At 64.2% G+C, this 16,400-nt stretch carries 11 protein-coding genes and 1 pseudogene; 4 read left to right on the top strand and 8 right to left on the bottom strand.

What is annotated here, in order from left to right:
• The first annotated feature begins 118 nt into the window (after positions 1-118).
• The 4 genes from nrdR (at position 119) to EL272_RS09495 (ending at position 4,254) form a co-directional block, all read left to right on the top strand.
• Positions 119-655, top strand: coding sequence for a transcriptional regulator NrdR (gene nrdR, locus EL272_RS09510; protein WP_014846985.1), 537 nt, complete (start codon positions 119-121; stop codon positions 653-655).
• A gap of 37 nt (positions 656-692) precedes the next feature.
• Positions 693-3,542 carry a vitamin B12-dependent ribonucleotide reductase gene (locus EL272_RS09505; RefSeq protein WP_244926066.1) on the top strand — a complete coding sequence of 950 codons (2,850 nt, stop codon included), beginning with the start codon at positions 693-695 and terminating at the stop codon, positions 3,540-3,542.
• Between the two features lie 137 nt (positions 3,543-3,679).
• Positions 3,680-3,907, top strand: coding sequence for a ribbon-helix-helix domain-containing protein (locus tag EL272_RS09500; protein ID WP_244926065.1), 228 nt, complete (start codon positions 3,680-3,682; stop codon positions 3,905-3,907).
• Positions 3,907-4,254 carry a type II toxin-antitoxin system PemK/MazF family toxin gene (locus tag EL272_RS09495; protein WP_061786789.1) on the top strand — a complete coding sequence of 116 codons (348 nt, stop codon included), beginning with the start codon at positions 3,907-3,909 and terminating at the stop codon, positions 4,252-4,254. The genes EL272_RS09500 and EL272_RS09495 overlap by 1 nt, the downstream gene beginning before the upstream one ends.
• 160 nt (positions 4,255-4,414) lie before the next feature.
• Here EL272_RS09495 and EL272_RS15890 read toward each other — a convergent pair whose 3' ends face one another.
• The 8 genes and pseudogenes from EL272_RS15890 to EL272_RS09465 form a co-directional block, all read right to left on the bottom strand.
• Complete coding sequence (locus EL272_RS15890) at positions 4,415-4,537, bottom strand: hypothetical protein (protein ID WP_255265811.1); 123 nt, start codon at positions 4,535-4,537, stop codon at positions 4,415-4,417.
• Between the two features lie 321 nt (positions 4,538-4,858).
• A pseudogene (locus EL272_RS15750) lies at positions 4,859-5,086 on the bottom strand (ISL3 family transposase); the annotation flags it as partial.
• Between the two features lie 234 nt (positions 5,087-5,320).
• Positions 5,321-7,633, bottom strand: coding sequence for a hypothetical protein (locus EL272_RS09490; RefSeq protein WP_061786791.1), 2,313 nt, complete (start codon positions 7,631-7,633; stop codon positions 5,321-5,323).
• A gap of 38 nt (positions 7,634-7,671) precedes the next feature.
• On the bottom strand, positions 7,672-9,642 hold the full coding sequence (locus tag EL272_RS09485; RefSeq protein ID WP_126409402.1) for a hypothetical protein: 1,971 nt from the start codon (positions 9,640-9,642) through the stop codon (positions 7,672-7,674).
• 334 nt (positions 9,643-9,976) lie between these two features.
• Positions 9,977-10,483: a hypothetical protein gene (locus tag EL272_RS09480; protein ID WP_061786793.1), complete on the bottom strand. Its 507-nt coding sequence runs from the start codon at positions 10,481-10,483 to the stop codon at positions 9,977-9,979.
• Positions 10,476-12,251 (bottom strand): RAMP superfamily CRISPR-associated protein, encoded by a 1,776-nt coding sequence (locus EL272_RS09475; protein ID WP_061786794.1) that lies wholly within the window; start codon positions 12,249-12,251, stop codon positions 10,476-10,478. The genes EL272_RS09480 and EL272_RS09475 overlap by 8 nt, the downstream gene beginning before the upstream one ends.
• Entirely contained in the window at positions 12,248-14,236 is a 1,989-nt protein-coding gene (locus EL272_RS09470) for an RAMP superfamily CRISPR-associated protein (RefSeq protein WP_061786795.1), read from the bottom strand. Before EL272_RS09470 ends, EL272_RS09475 begins: the two co-directional genes overlap by 4 nt.
• Positions 14,233-16,350: a hypothetical protein gene (locus tag EL272_RS09465; RefSeq protein ID WP_061786796.1), complete on the bottom strand. Its 2,118-nt coding sequence runs from the start codon at positions 16,348-16,350 to the stop codon at positions 14,233-14,235. The genes EL272_RS09470 and EL272_RS09465 overlap by 4 nt, the downstream gene beginning before the upstream one ends.
• Between the last annotated feature and the right edge of the window lie 50 nt (positions 16,351-16,400).

The raw sequence follows: 16,400 nt of genomic DNA, 5'->3' as shown, positions 1-16,400 counted from the left end.
TAGTTGCGACCCCGCTTTTACTCAACACGTTGTATTTATTGGGTGTTGAAGGGGGCTTAGGGGGAGCAGCGTCGCAAGCCGCGCCCCAGGGGACGGGGCCACTTGAAAGGACTCTGCCGTGTTCTGTCCGTTCTGCCGTCACGCAGACACCAAGGTGTCTGACTCGCGTGCGACGGACGACGGCCTGGCCATCCGCCGCCGCCGGGTGTGCTGCTCCTGCCAGCGGAAGTTCACCACCGTGGAGCAGATCCAGCTCTACGTCCTGAAACGCTCCGGGGTGGTGGAGGCGTTCAGCCGGGAGAAAGTGATCCGGGGGGTTGCCAAGGCCTGCCAGAACCGCCCGGTCACCGCGGCCCAGCTCGCCGCCCTCGGTCAGCGGGTCGAGGAGGATCTGCGTTCCATCGGGCAGGCCGAACTGACCAGCGAGGACATCGGCATCGCGATCCTCGGCCCCCTGGCGGAGCTCGACCCCGTGGCCTACCTGAGGTTCGCCTCGGTCTACAAGAATTTCGATTCTGTTGACGATTTCATCGACGAGGTCGACTCCATGAAACGCCGCCAGCCGACCGGTGACGCGCTGCTACCCGAACCCGTCAGGGGTCCGCGGCGCAGACGCCGCCGCGAGACCGACTCACAGGAACCCCTGATCGGCTGAGCCGATCAATCTCCGCCATTCTCGTAGTGAGGAAGAAATGACCACCACTGTGACCAAATCCGCCAACAACCGGGGACGCCCCGGTGAACAGCCCGCTCTCGGGGTGGGTCTCACCATCGAGAGGGTGTTCTCCACCGAGGGTGTGCATCCCTACGACGAGGTCACCTGGCAGTCGCGCGACGTGGTCCAGACCAACTGGAAGACCGGTGAGGTGGTCTTCGAGCAGCGCGGCGTGGAATTCCCCGATTTCTGGAGTGTGAACGCCTCCACCATCGTGACGAACAAGTACTTCCGGGGGGCCCTCGGCACTCCGCGGCGTGAAGCCAGCCTCAAGACCCTCATCGACCGCGTCGTCAGGCAGTACGTCAGGGCCGGCCGGGACAACGGCTACTTCGCCACCGACCGGGACGCCGAGATCTTCGGGGAGGAGCTGACCTGGCTGCTGCTGCACCAGTACTTCTCCTTCAACTCGCCGGTGTGGTTCAACGTCGGCACCCACTCGCCGCAGCAGGTCTCCGCCTGCTTCATCCTCAGCGTCGACGACTCCATGGAGTCGATCCTCAACTGGTACAAGGAGGAGGGATTCATCTTCAAGGGCGGTTCCGGGGCCGGTCTGAACCTCTCCCGCATCCGTTCCTCGAAGGAACTGCTCAGCTCCGGCGGCACCGCATCCGGACCCGTGTCCTTCATGCGCGGCGCCGATGCTTCGGCCGGAACCATCAAATCCGGCGGCGCCACCCGGCGCGCCGCGAAGATGGTGGTCCTGGACGTCGACCACCCGGACATCGAGGAGTTCGTCGAGACCAAGGCCCGTGAGGAGGACAAGATCCGGGCGCTGCGCGATGCCGGTTTCGACATGGATCTCGGTGGCAAGGACATCACCTCCGTGCAGTACCAGAACGCCAACAACTCGGTGCGGGTCACTGATGAGTTCATGTCCGCGGTAGAGGCGGGCACCGAGTTCGGGCTGCGCGCCCGCACCACCGGAGAGGTGATCGAGAAGGTCGACGCCCGGGAACTGTTCCACAAGATCGCCAAGGCGGCTTGGGAGTGCGCCGACCCCGGTGTCCAGTACCACGACACCATCAACGCTTGGCACACCACCCCGGAATCCGGGCCCATCACCGCGTCCAACCCGTGCTCCGAGTACATGAGCCTGGACAACAGCTCCTGCAACCTGGCCAGCCTCAACCTGCTCAAATTCCTGGGGGAGGACGGGGTCTTCGACGCGGAAACTTTCGTGCGCGCCGTCGAACTGATCATCACCGCTATGGACATCTCCATCTGCTTCGCGGACTTCCCGACCGAAGCGATCGGCGAGACCACCCGCAACTTCCGGCAGCTCGGGATCGGGTACGCCAACCTCGGGGCGCTGCTGATGGCCATGGGCAAGGGCTACGACACCGACGGGGGGCGTTCCACCGCGGCCGCCATCACATCCATCATGACCGCAGCCTCCTACCGCCGCTCCGCGGAACTGGCCGGGATCGTCGGGCCCTACAACGGATACGCCCGCAACGCCGAGGCCCACAAGAAGGTGATGCGCAAGCATCGCGCCGCCAACGATTCCGCGCTCGTCATGCCCGCCGACAAGGACCTCCACGCGGTGGCCACCCGGGAATGGGAGCAGGTGGTCTCGATCGGCGAGGAGAACGGCTACCGCAACGCCCAGGCCTCCGTGCTCGCCCCCACCGGAACCATCGGTTTCATGATGGACTGTGACACCACCGGCGTCGAACCCGACTTCTCCTTGGTGAAGTTCAAGAAACTCGTCGGCGGCGGTTCCATGCAGATCGTCAACCAGACCATCCCGCGGGCACTGGCCAAGCTCGGCTACGACGATGAGCAGGCCCGCAGGATCGTCGATTTCATCTCCGAGAACGGACACGTGATCGGCGCGCCGGGGCTTGCCAGGGAGCACTACGAGGTCTTCGACACCGCCATGGGGCAGCGGGCCATCGCCCCGATGGGGCACGTCCGGATGATGGCTGCGGTGCAGCCCTTCCTGTCCGGGGCCATCTCGAAGACCGTGAACCTGCCGGAGTCCGCCACCGTCGAGGACATCGCGGACGTCTACCGGCAGGGCTGGAAGCTGGGCCTCAAGGCGCTCGCCGTCTACCGGGACAACTGCAAGGTCGGCCAGCCGCTCTCCGACGGCAAGAAGACCGAGGACAAGGAGAACGTCAAGGTCGTCGAGAAGGTGGTGGAGAAGGTCGTCTACCGGCCCAAGAGGGAGCGTCTGCCGAAGTCGCGGCAGGGCCGCACCACCAGCTTCTCCGTCAGCGGGGCCGAGGGGTACATCACCTCCGGCGCGTACGAGGACGGGCGGCTCGGTGAGGTGTTCCTGAAACTCGGCAAGCAGGGCTCCACCCTGGCCGGCGTGATGGACGCCTTTTCCATCGCGGTGTCCATCGGCCTGCAGTACGGGGTGCCGCTCGAGAGCTTCGTGCAGAAGTTCACCAACCTGAAGTTCGAGCCCGCGGGCATGACCGACGACCCGGACATCCGCATCGCGCAGTCATTCATGGATTACATCTTCCGCCGCCTCGCGCTGGACTACCTCTCCTTCGACGACCGCGCCGATCTGGGGATCTACACCGCCGCCGAGCGCGCCCGCTACGTCGAGACCGGTTCCTACCTCTCGGAGGAGGAAGAGGCCGAGATGCCCGAAGCGGAGAGCCTGCGCAACGACGCCTACGACGACTTCAACGTCGACGGCGCCCGGCAGCCCTCCCTGATCGACGCCCACACCACGGCCGAGCTGATGGAGTCGATGACCGGGCGGGCGGTGGACGCCCCGCTGTGCATGACCTGCGGCACCAAGATGCGCCCCAGCGGATCCTGCTACGTCTGTGAGGGCTGCGGTTCCACCAGCGGCTGCAGCTGACCCGACGGCGAGCGGTGGGGTACGGGCGCTGCCCGTACCCCACGATGCTCTGATCCTCAACTGGGCGGTTTGTCAGATTCTCGATCCCGAGCACCATGGGGGCAAAGTAGTCGTACTGCTGGTACTACTATGGTGGTATGGGTCAGGTGAAGTTGAGCGTGAGTCTGTCGCCGAGCGAGGTCGCCGTGCTCGACAAGTACGCACAGTCTGCGGGTTTGAAGTCACGATCGGCGGCGATCCAACAGGCCATCAAGCTGCTGGGCGATCCCGACCTGGAGGATGCCTACACCGCTGCCTGGCAGGAGTGGGAGGACGCCGGAGAGGCCGAGGCCTGGGCGGTCACCGTCGCCGACGGGGTGAAGTAGTGCTCCGCGGCGAGATCCGGCTGGTCGATCTGGAGCCCGCACGGGCGGGAGAGGCAGACAAGCGTCGTCCGGCGATCATCGTCAGCAACGACCGCGCCAACACCGTCGCCGCTCGACTCGGGCGAGGCGTGGTCACGGTCGTCCCCGTCACCAGTAATACCGCGCGGGTCTTTCCGTTTCAGGTGCTTCTCCTCGCGGATGAGGTCGGTATCCGCTCGGATTCCAAGGCCCAGGCCGAACAGGTCCGAGCGGTGTCAGTCGACCGCATCGGCCCGGTGATCGGGCGCCTTCCCGCCCGCCTGGTCGCCCAACTGGATGAGGCGCTCCGGCTGCACCTTCAGCTCTGAATCCCCGTCCCTTGCGATGTCGACGAGCTTGGGGATGGCATCCCGACTGTGGCTGATCGTCTGTTTCGTGAAGTGCTGTCCCCGACGCGGGCACACGGGTGTTGTGTGAGCTTTTCGGGTTTCCGGCGCTGAGGGCGCTGGGAAGCCGGGTGCACTCGGCTCAGGCGGAGCGGACGGTGAAGCAGATGCCACTGGGGGAGGCGACGAAGTTGAAGCTCTCGGGCACATCGATGATGTCGCTCACGGTCGTGCTACGGCAGCTGATGCGTGCGTGGAGAGCCACCAGCTTGTTGTGCGCTAGGCCCTGAGCGCGGGCGCATGAGGCGCGGGCTCAAGCGACGGGACCAAGGCTCATGTAGGCGCGGGCTTGCTGGACGGCGGCGAAGACATGTCGTGTCGCGTGGCTTGACGCGGCTCAAGCTGGGCGTTAGTCACTCGGAAAGTGAATGGTTGTCGGTCACATTCGAACGATGCTTTGCTTTTCCTGCTTCGGGTGACCTCTTCCGCAGCGTACACCGGTGCTGCGGCCGGGAGCCTCTCACTTCCTTGTCGGGGTCAAGTCGATGATGACCGTGACGTACTTGTCGCCGGTTCGGGTGCCTCACCAGACCCGCTCACACGGCCGGCACCGGTAGTGGGGGGGCACCACCTCCAAAACCGTTGGCTTCCACCCGAACGGCACATGTGTTAACCGGCGCAGTACCGCATCATGCCGGAGTCCCGCCTTGGCGCAGGCCGGACACCGCGACGGCGGTGTCGTGGGGTGGCAGCGCAGCACGGTGTGGTCGGGTTCGATCTGCTGACCGGTCACGGTCAACCCGAGCCGGTCCAAACGGCAGAACGTGTCGAGGCAGGGTGAGGTAACGTTTCACGCAAGGACCCTCGGGTTTCAGACTCGGCTTCAACACCCTCATCCTGACAGCCCGAGGGCTCCACACACCCCCAGAGCCACCAACTCCAGGGCCCCTCATCCGCTCACTTCTGCGAAGAGCCCATAAACAGACCCGACCTAACAACGGGGCCGCCTGGTGGCTTGCGGTGCGGTGCGGAAGGATCTGTATCGGTCTCAGTCAGTCAGATCGGGCAGGTCGTAACTGGAATCTAGGGGGTTCTTCTGCCGATCCAGCTTGTGCTTGACGCGGTTCTCCTCCCGGTTCTTGAACCACGTCGTGATCGGTGAGATTTCGTCCTCTCCGGTGGTGTGGTCCGCGTTGGGATACTGGACTGGCTTACCGTCACTCCATCCATAGGAGGAACGGACGAAGGCGCGCACGGCGAGCCAGGACTCGAAGCCCTCAGGCAATGCATTGAGCAGAGACGTCAACCGTTCAGTGCTGGACGCCTCGATCTCCTGAAGTCGCTCAAGGCCAAGGCAGCCCGTCAGGTCGCGATACATCCCAGCGAGTTTGTGGCCGTCGTGTACGACGACGTTGGTTGCCCGGATTTCTACCATTCCCAGGCCGAGGGGTTTACCGAAGCCGAGACGGTGGAAGCCAATGGAGGGATTGTCGCCGTCGGTCGGTTTTTCACTGCGGGGTACCAGTCTTTCCGGAGTGAGCAGCCACACGAGTACGGCTAGTTCCTCCGCCGTCAGCCCCTCGAAGTTGATCGTCGTGGTGAAAGTTGCTCCTGGGGCAAGGTAGGAGCCGATGACGGTCTGACTCGAGCCGGGTGCCCCGGTGAGTGTCTCGACGCCTGGAACGGAATCGAGCTGCTGGCCGATGCGCAGGCGGTGGGACGGATAGACCTTCCGGATGAGGAGCTGGCCCGACCTGTACGTCTCGTCACGGGTTGTCTCCTCCGATAGAGGGCCGCCGTCAGCCTTGCGCAGATAGGGGAAGCCCGTAGATGGCTTGGGACTCGCCAAGGACGGAAGGCGCCAGCCCGTGTTTCCGTCCCCGGAGAGCCTGAGCCAAGCGGCGCCTTCTGGCTGTTTCGCGGGTCTGATGGGATGGATCGTGACGCGACCATGATTTGCTGCCACCTGGTTCTGGGCATCCTCTTTCCTGTCAGCGATGAAGCCCCACATGCGGTCGGCGGGGGAGGCTTGGGAATACTCCTGAGCAGGGACGATGTTGCCGGCCTCAGCCAGTTCCGCAGGTGTACACGCCTCACTGCTGACGCGCCTTCCCACCTGGGACAGGGACAACTCGGTGACAGTGCCCTTCGTGTTGTCGATTGAGGCGAAGAGGGGGAGCCCGGGCTCGTTGGAGGCTAGCGTCCTCACGTACCGCTCGATCGCCTCGCGGTCGGCCGAGAGACCCGGCCCACCGTTCTCCCCGTCGAGGATCGAGTGGATGAGCCAGGTGTTTGGAGAGTCCGAGCGGCGGGTCTTGGTCTCCTTCTGTGCGCCGGCGCTGCGACGGTGCGCTTCCTGGCGTTTGAGGGTGCGGATGTTCTCCAGGTAGCTGTGGATGACCTCGACGAGGTTCGTGAGTACTTGGGCTGAAATATCCCGGTACGTCCTGTTCTTCTTCGTGTCGAAGAAGACGAACTCGTTGTACTTGGTGTCAATGAGAGGGTCGGAGCCCTCCGGGGTGAGGCGGACGACGTAGCCGGTATATGGGGAGTCCTTGGGGCCGTGACTCTTGCTGTGGCCGACGGTCCCGCAGAAGCGCTCGCCCTTGACTGAGGAGACGATCAATCGCTTGGTTTTGTAGAAGTCCTCCTTCTGGGCGGTGAAGGTGACTTGTGAGCCGTGCGGCGTCGCGTCCCGAAGCTGTGACAGGCGCTCCCGTACATGCTGCGGACCTTTCTTGTTGTGGTATTTTCGCTTCCTTTTCTTGGTGGCTCCGGAGTACATCAGCTGACCTGATTTGTCATACAGGGCTGTACGGGACTTCTCGGAGTCAGGAAGAACAGCTGCACACAGGCATGGAAGACGATCCCACGTGCCGTTCTTGGGCCTCCGATTCCTCCCGAGCATGATTCGTGCCCGAAGACCAGTTCCTCCGGAAGCGTTTTGATCCGCGACGAGGAATACGGGATAGAGAATCGCCGCTTCCTGAGATGTGCGGCGGTGTGTGAGCACATGCTCGTAGCCTGGAAAGACGCGCATACGGGATGCGGTGACCGCCTCGTAGGCGGACGACAGCACACCCTTGAGGGTGGTTGCGGGAATGGTCGCATCCTCCCAGTCCATGGCGCCACCCACAGCTCCGCTGCGTGAGGAGACGACGACCTGCCCTTTCGCGGTGCGTTGGCCGGGAACGGTCGGGGACGCGACCTTGATGGACACGTGCAGTTTGCCCGAGAGGCCATTCGGCAGGAGGTGATCATGCCTGACGGGCGGGTAATCCCCGCCGAGGCCATTCTTTCCGTTCTTCCGGTGTTTCCTCGTGGTTGGGACACCGTTGTACGCATGGTGCCAGGCAGTCATCGTTGTCTTCGCTGGGGACGGTTTCCGCCTCGTGGGTTTCATGCCGGACCTTTCGGTTTCCCGGGGACGACAATGGGTTCGCCTGAATCTGAACCGAACATGTCACGTGGGGCGATGCCCTTGCCGGGACGGGGCTCGCCCGTTGTTCCGTTTGTCTGGTTGTTCTCCTTGTTTTCGTTCAGACTCATGTGCCTGACCTTCGTGTCGTCGGCGTATCCATAGGCCGCACGCTGCATTGCCTGGACCCAGGGGAGCTTCGTGATGACGGAAGGCATCTTGGTGTCGAAGACGGCTTCACTCGGGTCTGCGGTCACGCTGCCCGCCCCCAAGCAGCCTCGCAGCGATGCGTAGTCCTGCGCGAGACTGCCGTTCCGCTGAGCCCGCAGGCTCCCCTCGACGGCTCGAACCTCGAGGGTGCCCAGCCCGAAGGGTTTGCCGAGCCCCATGCGGAGGTAGCCGATCTTCGAGCGCTGATCGTCCTGTTCGGATGCCGGCACCAGGTTCTCTGGGGTCAATACCCACAGGAGGGCGGCGAGCTCGTCAGAACTGAGGTTGGTGAAGGTCAAAGTGGTGGTCAGCACGCTGCCGGTCGCCAACCAGGTGCGTGCTGTGATCCGAGTCTCGAGGTTCTTCTGAGGCCTTCCATTCATGACGGGGTCCGCGGTTGCGGCGACCGGAAACCCTTTCTGGTCGAGGATCTTCCGATGGACGGGGTAGGCGGCGGCCCCGAGGAGTTGGCCGTCCCGGAAGAGATCAGAGCGCGGTAGGGCTCCGTCGGAGTGGCCATCGTGTCGCCGAGGAGTCCTGCCTTCGTGATCAGTCAGGTAGCGGCGGGCTGAACCGGGTTTCGGGGCGAGGAGGGGAGTGAGGAGTTGTGACTTGTTGGAGACGATGGTCGCCTGTGTTCCGTCGACCGGGCCGATGCTGATCCGACCGCGTAAGGCAACGTCCCCGCCCTTCCCGGCTTTGTCATGGACGACGTATCCAAAGAGGCGATCGGCAGGGGACGCGTCATCAGCCTTCGTGAGCGGGGCGACTTCCTGCGTCTTGGCGAGCTCCAGCGGCGAACGCTGATAGGCGTGGCGCCCGATCATAGTCGGAATGATCTCGACGACGACCGGAGCGTCATTGGAGTTGTCGACGACCGCGAAAGCGACCGTGCCGACTGTTAGCGACGCTGCGGCGCACACGTCCGCAGTCGCTGTTGGCACGGCGATGTGTGAGACTCCTGTCGTTTTCACGGCCTCTCGTTGTTCGCGGTGCACGGCATCAGTAGCCCGGTTGGGCGGCTGTTTCTTGTTCTTCGGATCCTTGCTGCGTTGAGCCACATAGCTCTCGACAACGGCCCGGTACGCTTCACGCACCCGAGACGAGATGCGCACCTGTGCGGGGCCATGAGGCGAGATGTCAAAGAACACGCGCTCGTCGTGCTTTCTGGGAAACAGGTCTCTTGGCGACTGATTCGGTGCTGCGGTCCTGCACACGTAGCCTGTGACGCCGTCGAGGTGCTTGGTCGTGGTGATGGACTCCGGAATGCGGAAGATCTCGATCGGTTGGCCGGTGTTCTCGTCGTGGATGTGCGTAACCAACCAGTAGGCGTACCGGGCGCTCTTCCCACCACGTCCGTGCAGGCACAAGGTCATGTCGCAGACGATCTTCTTGCCATGCGGGGCGAGGCGGTCAAGTCGATCCTGGGGGACGACGAGTTTCGCAGGGCCGCAAGACGTTCCTCGGAGCGCCGCTGCACGCATCTTTGGGTAGACGAGGTTGTGCTCGCGATAGTCCTCAGTGACCTTGGTGTCGCCGTAGTAGAGAGCGCCGATGAGGCCATCCTCATCCTCCCCGGTGATTCGGATCGGGACCAGCCCGAGAGCGCTGGCGGCGTCGCCCCGGTAGGTCAGCGGCACGGAGCGATCATCGGCGGTCCGACGGAAGCCACCCTGGTTCTCCACGTCACCGAAGACGCGGAAGCGCGAGCACGTGAGCGTCTCGTACGCGCGAGAGATCATGCCCTTGATCATGGTCGGTGGAACACGGACCGTTTTATCGGAGTTGAGCGGAAGGGCAACGAAATGGCGCTTCTCAGCCCGTCCTCCTGGACCGGCTTCCTCCGTGGTGATCTGCTCACCGAAGACCAGTGGCGTGTGCAGCGTTATCTCTAGGTCAACAGAACCGGACCAGCGATCAGGATCGAGGTGATCGTGTGAGGGTGCAGGCCCGTCGAGGAAGAGGTCAGGGGGAAGGACGTTGTGCCGAGCCAGGTTCTGCGCGGACCGCCGCGGTACAGGGATCCGATTGACGGCGGAGTGGAAGGGTTTGAAGTCCTCAGTCCTGCCCGGCATGTCAGCCCCACTTTCCCGTCATGAGCTCGTCGACGAACACGGTGTTCCCGTATTCCTGCTCGGTGAAGACTTCGATGCTGGTCATCGTCTTCGGGTTGCCGGGCAGCGCCGCACCGTGCTGGAGGTATGCGTTGTGGCGGTACCAGCACGGCTTGAACTTGGGAGTGCTTTCCTTATTGCTCGAGGTTTCGTGGACGATGATCTCGGCTGAACCAGAGCCATTGACCCATCGCCACTCGTGGGCAAAGACCTCACGGTCATTAGTGATGCCGGCCTCCCACAGCCGCAGTTCGTAGATGGCGGCTCGTTCAACATCGCCGCCGGAGCTGTGCAGCTTTCCGTCGGAGACGGACGTGACGGCGTGCGCCCCAGCCGTCGTATAGGCGATTCCGGCGACGGAACCGGCAGAAGCGGCGGCTTTCAGGACATCGTCGAGGGTGGCGTTGGGGTTGGGTGACGAAGACCACATTGCTTCCCTCAGCGACGGCATCGTGAGTTCGTCAGGCATTGTTCTTCTCCCCGGTCTCGATGAGATAGGAGGACCATCCGGCAGCGTCTGCGCCGCCGTTCGGCTTGATCGTCTCGTTGACCGTTCGCAGGTGCTTCAGCAGGGCATCTGCAGCGTCGCGCCCGCTCTGGCCTTCGCCTGCCGTGAACATCCAGGAACCGTCGCCGGGGAGCCCGAGCAATTCCAGTCCCTCGACCGTGAGGCCTGTGACCTCCACCTGTCCCAGTCCACGAGTTCCCCTGCTGCCCAGCGGGAGCGTGCCCGTGGAGAGCTCTGCCAAGACGAGCCCCAGCAGACACCAGGCGGCACAACGCCGGTTCTGCTCGTTGGGCAGCCTGTCGGGGTCCAGTTCCAGGACGATGTCGTCCCAGCGGGCGCCGTCGTGGACCTCTTCTCCGTACAGAGCGCCTTCGGCCACGCCACCGGTCCAGCGGTCGCCCGCGTTGTGGGTGACCGTGCGGGGATTGGCCGACGGTGCCGCCTGGGTGTCGAGCACCGTCAGGGCGCCACGCTGCTCGGTGGTGCCGAACAGGTCGCGGACGAGAGTGGGGTCGTCTGCCAGCTGGTCGTGGACCGTGATGTCGGGCTTCGACCAGTTGTCGAGCCGCTGCCCAAGGGCTCCCACGAGAACCGTGCGTGCGATCCGAGAGGCTCTGGCGCGCAATGCCCCGCGCACCGAGCTCCCGGGAAGGACGAGCGGACCATCCTCGCCTCCGGCGTCGCGCAGCGGCACGGTGGGGACGGGTTTCTTGTCAAAGATTCTACCTTCAGCGAGAGCGGCCTCGCGCTCTTCCTTGAGGTCGGCCTTGTCCTGCTTGGACAGCCCCGGGTCCGCCACCAGGATCCCCGTGGGACTCTTCCACGTGACCGTGATGCGAGTGCGCTTGGCAGGACCGCAGTCCACAGGCTCCAGTTCTGTACCCGGCAAGGGGGAATCGGACAGCAGGGACTTCAGGCCCTCCCTGGTTTTGAGGCTGAACTCCCGGAGCCGCCAACGTTCATCCTTGGGCTTTCCATCGTCGAGCGCGATCCGTCCCCAGCCCGCGCTCTGCCGACCACCGAAGGAGACCTGCCCGGCTTTGAACAGCCCGACGATGAGCTCAAGGAGCTGCTTGACCTCAGCCGCAGTTGCAGGCTCTGGAGGAGCCGCTGGTTCCTTCTTCTCCTCTGATGCGTCGGCGCCGCCCTCGGCATTCGTGCGTTTCGCTGGCGCCTCGTCGTTGATGCCCTCCGCAGTGATGACGAGTGTCAGTGCGTTACCCCGAGGCACGAACTCGTGGACGAACAGCGCCCCGTCGCCGACGGCGCCCCAGCAGCGGTTCATTGCGATTCCGACCCTGCAGGGCAGGTCGGCCCCGGCCTGCCGCTGCTCAGCCTCGGAGGAATCACCCGACCGAGAACCCGCCAGGGCCTCCTCGGGAATCTCGACGGGGTGAAAAGTCAGGGCGGAGGCCCGCAGGGGTGTGCCGTTCGGCGCCTTCTTGCCTCTGTCACCCCACAGCCTGGCTTGGGCTTCCTCGGTCAGGAACTGGGCGACGTCGGACTCCGGATTCTTCTCCAGGTATCGGGTGCAGGCGGTGCGCACGGCACCCTTGACCGAGCGCCCGGTGAGGATCGGGCGCTCATGGGCGTCGCGGGCGAATCTCGTGGCGACCGCCTCCCGGTCGACGCCTTCGCGCGTGGGGTCAGCCACCACATCCATCCCACCCGAGTGCAGGGGAGAGTGGGTTGTCAGACGGATCGTCAGCTCGTAGCGGATGATGCTCATGACTGCTCCTCCTGGGAGGTTGCGGCGTCGGTGCTGCCGATGAAGTCGGAGCGGCGGAGGTCGCCGAGGCTGAAACTCTTCTCATCCAGCAGCGGGTGCCCGACGACGAAGCGTCCGAAGCCCTGGGCCGTCAGGTCGCCGACGCCGGTGACGGCCAGGCGGGTGAGCGCAAGGGCGGCGGCCTCGTCGGGGACCGCGACGCGCAGCACCGAACCGGCCTGGATCGCCGTGTGCGTGGGGCGGGGTTGGCCTCCCGCCGTCGACCATGAGTCGATCCGACGGTGGCGGATGCCGGCGGTGAAGCGGTCGTCCGTTTGCTGGCAGACCTCCAGGCGTGCGCCGAGGCGGCCGAAGGCATCAACCAGATCCTGCTGGCTGCCGCCGGGTCCCAGCGCCGCCGATCGCGCCAGGACGTCGGAGGTGAACCACAGGGTGGTCTCTCCCGGGGCAACAGGCGAAGTGGCCGTCTCGGTCAGTGGGGAGAAAGTGCAGCGGGCGTGGCCGTAGGTGCCGCTCAGCCGACGCGACCCCAGGCGTGCGTCATGTGCAGCTCCTGTTGCGAGAACCTCCTTCACGCCTGAGATCCTGACCAGGTCCTCGGACAACGTCATCGTTGCCTGGAGCGTCAAACCGGCGGGCAGGGCCCGCACGAGGAAAAGGGCCCCATCCTTCGCGGCCCCGGTGGCAGTCGAGTGCGCTGTGGCTTGGCGGCCGGTGAGCGGCGGCGCTCCCAGACCGCCAGACAGTGTCAGTTTCTTGTCGAGTGGATCGTGTCCGTCCGACGGTTCCGGCGGCGCCACTTCAAGGCCGGGAAAAACGAATCCGCTGCGCAGCGGCGAGTGCACGTCCTGCGGCTCCCCAGTTCTCAGCCGGTTCGTCACCTCCCGCCAGCACTGATTCGGCTTGCGCACCTTCGGAGTGGAGAGCGCGAGCGGTGTCGGTAGGCCAACGACGTCACCCACCACCGGCAGCGCGTCGGAGACGAGCAGCCGACCGTGCACGACGGCGTCACGGACAGCAGCGTCGCCGGGCAGCGCGCGCCGCAGGAGCCGGTGGACCCAGGGCAGCAGGACCGTGCCGCGCAGGAAATCCAGCGAACGTACCTCATTGGACATGGGCACGTCATAGGACACGACCGGGGTGAGCAGGTTGATCGTCAGCTTCGTTGACCACCACTTGGGGGATTGCAAGGCGCCGGAGCTGGGCGCAGGTTCCGGTTCAGCGACCGGTGAGGATGTGGTGCGTGCAGCTACGTGGGGGATTGCGAAGGCACGTGTGGCGCGAGGGACGGTTGGAGTCTCAGGAGAGAGGCGGTCCATTGCCTGGCTGCACCACCGGCGCACCTGACTCAGGATCTCCCCGCCATCAGCGTGCAGTGCGGGGTCAACTCCGATGAGGATGTCACACATGCCGTCACCGTCGGACCGGTTGGAGCCGATGCCGCGCACCAGCAGCCCGGATAGAGCCAGTAGCAGGCGGGCGGCATCACACTGCTCATTCGACCACGTCAGTTCCTGGCCGTCGACATCTTCGCCCACGAGGGTGACCGTGCCCTCAAGACGGCACGCGCCTGCGCGCTCGAAGAAGCGCAGAAAGTCGTCGCGAGCCGTACCTGTCTCGTCGTCGATGGACAAAGAGACAACCTCATGAATTGGAACGTCCTGTCCCTCGGGCACGGTGGCGTCAGAGAAGATGACGTTACGCTGATGGCGACGGTCCTTGCCGTCGTCATCAGCTTCAGGGCCGAACAGGTCGCCGGCGAATCGTGTCCACGGGCCGTTGTCCTTCCCGTCATCGAGCGCTTGCGCTGCGATGACAGTCTGCTCGCGGATGACGCCGGTCAAGACGGTTCCGCGGACCACCGGCTTGCCGGTCCGGTCTTTCTCAATGACGGAATCGATCCCGCCGGCGATGCCGGTGCCGGTGGACACGCCCCAGTCGGAGTGGAAGACGACGGTGAGCGGGAAGGCGTTGGTTTTGCTCACGAGTGCACCTCCTCCGACGTCGGGGTGGTGGGTGTGCTGTCCTTGGGGTGTGCCAGTCCCGTGACCTGCTGCAAGTAAGAGTTGGGCAGGAGATCGGCCAGCTCAAGCAGGTCGAACAGTGACTCAGAGCCGCCACGCGCGATGTCGGAGTCGACGGAGACCTCCTTCTTCACTGCCTCCCAGTGCTTCACCACCTCTTCCTGCTTGCCGTCAGACAGGAGCTTGCGAATGCGGGCGGCGCGGGTACGGGGGAAGGGTTCGACCCTGTCCTTCTCGTCCTCCGTGTGTTGGAACCCTTTGAACCTGGCGACACGGCGGCATGTGTCCTTCCATGTGGCTGGCGCCGGAGTTTCCGAGGTGCCCGAGGGGCCGCTGAACGGCGTCTCAGTAGGTGTTTGTGCCTCTGAATCCGATGTCCGTTTGATGAGTCGGAACGGGCGCTTGGTGAAATCTCTGTACCCACCGAGCTGATCGTCAGGATCGACGACGGTGGTGTCGAACAGGACGTGGAAGTCCAAGGTGGAGCAGCCCTGGTTCTTACCGACGCCCTTGGCGCGACTCACCAGCTTCTCGGCGAGTTCGTAGGCGATGTGGAAGGGAAAGTTGCGGCGCACGATCGCCACTCCCGCAGCGGCTGTCATGGGGGCGGGACCGGAGATGCCCTTCTTGTCACAGATCTTGCTGACTGCGTGGAGGTATTTGAGGAGTGGATCGGCGGCCGTCTTCTTCTCGAAATTGAGCAGGAAGGAGGCAGCGAAGGGCAGGGCGTAGTCGCCGGAGGCGATGACGGTGACGTCGTCTCCGCCCAGGATGACGGGCACGACGGGAACGACGGTGAAGTCGATCTGTTCGGCACGCCGGTCTTTCTGGGCCCACCGGGCGACGTCATACCAGGCGGTGGCGAAGGCGTCGGCCACAACGGCGTCGAGATGGAGACTCACGGTTAGCACGAAGCGGCGCAGGGCGTCGGGATCTCGTGGTTCGCAGCCCAGCTGGCCCTCAAACTCATCCGAAGGCACGCAACCCACTGCCGCCTTGAGGTTGCGCATGATCGCACCGATGCCGTTGCCATCGATGTGAATGACGGCAACTTTGGAGAGGGCGATGGGACCGGGGGATGTGATGGATCTTTGGGCGGCGGTGGGATGTGTATCGCGGTTGTCTTTACCGGTTCGCCCGTCCTGGAAAGGGTACTCGATAGCGCTGAGCGCCTCCTCGGCGCGCTCGAGGTCTTCTTCAGGCTTGGTTTCCTGCTGTGCGGATTGCTCGCTGGTGTCGGCTGGGGCATTAGCACTGTCGTCGGGGTTGCGAGGCACAGAAGTATTTGCGGGCCAGTCCTCCTTGCCTATCGAGAAGGCACGCTCAAGCTTTTCTCGAAGCTTGGTGGGGTCGGGGACTAGCCGATCCTGGTCCTTCTCCTCTTTGAGTGCCGTGTTTGTGTCGGTCACCAGGTCAATGAGTCCCTTGCGGGCCCAGTAGGCCCGATACCGCTTGATCCGGGAGGGAAGAGAGTGCGCAGTGGCAAGATCGTCCGCGGCCTCGTCCTTCAGACCGCCGGGAAGCATGCAGCTGAGCGGCGGGGCTGCTGGCAGAGACGAATCCTTCGCTCTGGCCAGGAACGGCATCTGGGAGAAGCGGGCCTGTGCGGGTGAGCGACGCAGGGCGTAGGCTGCGGCCTCGGCGTGGACCTTTTTGAGCAGGTCCTCATCGACGGCGCTCTGGTCATTCATGCTTATGTAGACGCCGGAGACATCGATGCCCGGGGCCTGGGCCAGCGCGGTCCGAGTGACCTGGCCGATGACCGCCTTGGCGCAGGTCTCGGTCTTCACCATGAAAATGACCTTGCCGGACGCGCGACTGACCCACTCGGTGTGCTCAGTAATGAAGTTCAGGTCGCTCACGTCATCATCGTTGACACGACTGACCCTGGTGCTGGTGAGGTGGGCGGCTGCGTTTTGCTCCCAGGCCGTGTTCGCTCCGGTCTCGTTCAAGGCCTTATCAGTCCATTCCTTGAGGCAAACGAGCTGTGCGGACGCGCCGATGTTCTCGCGTAGGCGCGGAGAGGAGAAGATGTAGTGCTGGTTCCCGTTGGTCTCGAGCATTACGAGGTACATGGGGATCCTCTCGAAGGGATCTGGACGCGTGCAGTGTGCCACAGGGATGC

It is taken from the genome of Arachnia propionica (assembly GCF_900637725.1).
Taxonomy (GTDB): Bacteria; Actinomycetota; Actinomycetes; order Propionibacteriales; family Propionibacteriaceae; genus Arachnia; species Arachnia propionica.
The sequence above is the reverse complement of the archived record's forward strand: the minus strand, read 5'-3'. Positions and strand labels throughout refer to the sequence as shown.